Annotated in this window: 1 protein-coding gene; it reads right to left on the bottom strand. The window is 72.6% G+C overall.

The window, feature by feature from the left end; translation table 11 throughout:
• The coding region (gene dnaX / locus AC1D12_RS34120; protein ID WP_477845492.1) for a DNA polymerase III subunit gamma/tau at positions 1 to 982 on the bottom strand (982 nt) is incomplete at both ends.

The following is a 982-nucleotide window of genomic DNA, read 5'->3' as shown; positions in this document are numbered from 1 at the left end:
CCGCCGCACCGGCAGCCGCCGGTACCGCCGTCGCGCTGCTGCGGCCACTGACCATCGCCGGCGCCTCGCGGCGCGGGGCCGGCGTGCCACCCGGCTTGAAGGCCAGCAGGCGCAGCAGCACCATCACGAGGCCGCTGTATTCGTCGGGCGCGAGGCCCAGCTCGGCGCGGCCGTGCAGCACGATGCTGTAGAGCAGCTGCGTCTCGTCGGGGGCCAGCAGCGCGGCCAGGCGCTGGATGGCTGGCGTGTCGGGATCGGCCTCGTCGGCCGCGGCCGGCACGGCCTGCAGCACGGCCATCTGCTGCAGCAGCGTGGCGATCTCTTCGAGCGTGCCGCTGCACGACAGGCCGAGCGTGCGCAGCCCGTCGACCGTGGCGACCACGTCGGCGCCGTCACCGGCGGCCAGCGCCTCGACCAGCCGCACCGCATGGCTGCGGTCGACCGCGCCGAGCATCTGGCGCACGCCGGCCTCTTGCAGCGCGCCGGCACCGAAGGCGATGGCCTGGTCGGTGAGCGACAGCGCATCGCGCATCGAGCCGCGCGCGGCGCGCGCCAGCAGCCGCAGCGCGCCGGGCTCGGCCTCGATCTGCTCGGCGCCGAGCACGCTCGCGAGGTGCTCCTGCACGGTCTGCGGCGCCATCGGCCGCAGGTTGAACTGCAGGCAGCGCGACAGCACGGTGGGCGGCACCTTCTGCGGATCGGTGGTGGCGAGGACGAACTTGAGGTACTCGGGCGGCTCCTCCAGCGTCTTGAGCATCGCGTTGAACGCGGTGTTCGACAGCATGTGGACTTCGTCGATCATATAGACCTTGAAGCGGCCGACCACCGGCTTGTAGACGGCCTGGTCGAGCAGCTGCGAGATCTCTTCGACGCCGCGGTTGGAGGCGGCATCGAGCTCGACGTAGTCGACGAAGCGGCCGCTGTCGATGTCGCGGCAGGCATCGCAGACGCCGCAGGGGCGGGCGGTGATGGTGCCCTGCCC

This window comes from Rhizobacter sp. P1_G5 (assembly GCF_056405435.1).
This window is presented reverse-complemented; position numbering and strand designations above follow the sequence as displayed.